At 55.8% G+C, this 2,937-nt stretch carries 4 protein-coding genes; all 4 read left to right on the forward strand.

The window, feature by feature from the left end:
- The coding region (locus tag T336_RS26900; RefSeq protein WP_167333666.1) for a hypothetical protein at positions 1-1,569 on the forward strand (1,569 nt) is incomplete at its 5' end.
- A complete protein-coding gene (locus tag T336_RS26905; RefSeq protein ID WP_156957932.1) occupies positions 1,550-2,083 on the forward strand; it encodes a hypothetical protein in 534 nt (177 codons plus the stop codon). The genes T336_RS26900 and T336_RS26905, both read left to right, overlap by 20 nt.
- A gap of 226 nt (positions 2,084-2,309) precedes the next feature.
- Positions 2,310-2,579, forward strand: a complete 270-nt coding sequence (locus T336_RS0122320) for a hypothetical protein (RefSeq protein ID WP_026434183.1) — start codon at positions 2,310-2,312, stop codon at positions 2,577-2,579.
- A 15-nt stretch (positions 2,580-2,594) separates the two neighbouring features.
- Complete coding sequence (locus T336_RS0122325; protein ID WP_026434184.1) at positions 2,595-2,816, forward strand: hypothetical protein; 222 nt, start codon at positions 2,595-2,597, stop codon at positions 2,814-2,816.
- Positions 2,817-2,937 lie beyond the last annotated feature (121 nt).

The following is a 2,937-nucleotide window of genomic DNA, read 5'->3' on the forward strand; positions in this document are numbered from 1 at the left end:
AACAGCGTGGAGACGTTCCAGCCGTACGACCCGAGCCAGGCGATGGGGAGCATGGATCCGGTGTTGCCGGTGCCGGCCGGAAAGGACGGCGGCTGCGGTGCGGTGGGCCAACTCATCGTGGTGATCGTGAGCGTTGTCGTGGCGGTCTATACCGGCGGCATCGCTGGGGCCATGCTGGGCAACCTGGCGGGCCAGATGGTGGGCAATGCCGTCGGCGTGCAGGACGGCATCAATTGGAAGAGCGTCGCGTTGTCAGGCATCAGCGCAGGCATTGCCGGCGAGTTGGAAGGGTTGAAAGCCTTCAGCGGTACCGATTGGCAAAGCGTCGCATTGCGCATGGGCACGGCCAACCTGATCACGCAGGGCGTGGGGGTGGCGACGGGGCTGCAAAGCCATTTCGACTGGCGCGGAGTGGCCGCCAGTGCGGCAGGCGCCGCAGCAGGCGCCGCAGTGGGCAGCGCGCTCAAGGACGTAACCTGGCTGTCGGGCCTGGGGGAAACGGGTGCTGCGCTGGCGCGCGGTACGCTCAGCAGCATGGCCGCAGGTGTGACGGCAGCCGTGGCGCGCGGAGGTCGGGTGAGCATCCAGCAGGTGGCTGTGGATGCGTTCGGTAATGCACTGGGGGAGAGTTTGGCGGCTGCAATGCAACCCAAACTCGTTGCTCAGGGCTTACGCCTCGGTGGGGGGCTCGGATTAGCTTATGGCGGTCAACGTGCGGAATCTACGGGTAGTTTTCCGAATTACAGTTCGCAGCCGATGGTGGTCGAAGACGGGGTCACGTCAATTGACCCTCAACAATTGCGTATTGCCGCTAATAGTTCGCAAACCTCTGCGTCATTTGCAGATGATCACGCACAGCGAATTGGTTTTATCAATCCGATGGGGCTGCCTACGCGATCCAGCAAAATTTCTTCCGAAATTTACGATGACGGTGCTGCGTTAGCAAAAGAAGAGGCTAAACAGGAGTTTGAGGGGGCATTTGGACTCGGTGGCTTTAAATTGGCGCAGTTCGTTCCTGCAGTTCCTGGCGGCCTTGGCCTTGGATTTGCAGGCAGCGGTAGCGGGAGTTCCTCTGCCACTCGTCCGCCCGAGATCGGAGGCACGCCTGGATTCGATGTAAGAACTGACATGCCTACCGGTGTTCCTGGATATGTAGGCTCATATGGTATAGGCGTTAAATCTTTGGTTGGTGGAATTACCTCTTTGCTGCCAATTGTTGGCATCGGAGTTCAGTGGATGTTGAGCACTGGGGTCTCAAGTGGTAATATTCCAGAGATTCCCGATGTACTGGTGGGCGATCAGAGTGATCCAAGGTCGGGGCCTAATGCCTCTGGGAAAAAGCATACAAGTGGCCCGCTTGCCCCGGAGTATGGCGGCGTTGGTGATTTTGTAAAGGATTTAGATGTGCTGACTGGCGGAGTACGTCCTTGGCAGCGGGGTGATAGTGCTCCTCCAGGGAGTTTGGTAGGTGAAAATGGAATATTTGGCCGACCAGGTAATAGCTCTGGAGGTCAGAGTATCGATATTCCGGCTAAAGGAAATAAACCGCATGAAACCTTACATTACTGATTCTATGAAAAATGGAAAATATATTCTTCCAATTCAGTATGGAGGAAGGGATAAAGATTTTGTTGGTAGTTTGTCAGGTGGTCATATTAAGGCTTATGGTTTGCCGAATAAGCAGTCACTAACTATGGCTTGGGAATTTTTCCTGTCCTTCGGCAATGGGAGTGTGTTGAAGTTCTCTTCTGCGTGTACTAATGTGGGAGGTTGGGAAGAGTTAGGTAGTATTAATTTGGAAATTTACGATATTGAATCTATAGAAGATTTTTCTGATATCTTGGTTTGGCATGATATTGAAGATTTTCTCGTAAAAAAAATCGGAATAATTTGCTATGAGGATGCTAAAATTTATTCTGAATGTGGGATTTTCTTTGAAAATGGAAAAAATGAAAATTTAATCGTTTGCACAGGAATTTCACCTGGTTCTGTTTCCGTTTTTTCTAGTTTTTCATTTGTTGATTTTGATCCGGAAATTCCCATTGAAAAATGTAGAAAAATATATATTACTTCTGATGGTTAAATCAAGCGGGCGATCTCAGTCCTGAGCGCAGCACCTGAGCCTTGGATAATTTTGCGATGCACGCTGGCAGCATGAAGATCGCCTCACGTTCTCGCTGGTCCAGCAGTGATAAGCGGGTGATCATTGCCGGGGCTTTTCGGGCACAGTTCAGCACCGTATGAGCCGCTTCGAGTTCTCCCGGGGCCAACATGAGATCGACCCGTGATCCAGTAGTCGGAATCTGAAAGTGTCGCAGCGCTCGGACGTGGCCTACCCCGATGCGGGCGCCGTGACGGGCCTGGGCTACGACGCGGCAGGCAACGTTATGGCCGTGCGGCAGGACGGAGACGGCGGCGCCACGACGACGTACCAGTACACGTATCTCAACGGTAGCTGGCAGCAGAGCGCGGCGAAGACGAACCGGGACGGAACAGAGGTGTCCACGATCACGCAGCGCGACGCCAACGGCTTCGTGGTGGGCATCCGCCAGCCCAAGAGCCTGAGGGCGTGGCAGTAGCCGCAAGCGGAGGACGTGCGCTACGACCGCACGTTCGTGAACGACGCCAACGGCACGGCCGTATTCGTGAGCCAGGGCGGCTACAACGATATCGGCGAAGTCAAAAGCAGCATCGCCAACCCGGCCTCGGGCTACCAGGGCGGGGTGACGGGCAGTGCCCTCACCCCCGGCCACGTGCAGCGCCAGCTGGTCGCCAACGGTGAAGTGCTGGCGCGCTACGGCGACGCACCCACCTAGGAGGAGAACACACCCCAGACCAACACCCCGGCGTACGTGGACACGGCGGACTTCCGCCTGCAGGCCGCGCAGATCCGCCCGCGCCACAAGAGCCTGGACCCGGTGGCCTACACGGTGGTGG

Origin of the sequence: Paracidovorax oryzae ATCC 19882 (genome assembly GCF_000687165.1) — a bacterium.
GTDB lineage: Bacteria > Pseudomonadota > Gammaproteobacteria > Burkholderiales > Burkholderiaceae_C > Paracidovorax > Paracidovorax oryzae.

Excerpts from the sequence above, each read along its gene's own strand:
- T336_RS26905 (WP_156957932.1), top strand. The coding sequence starts at position 1,550 with ATGAAACCTTACATTACTGATTCTATGAAAAATGGAAAATATATTCTT.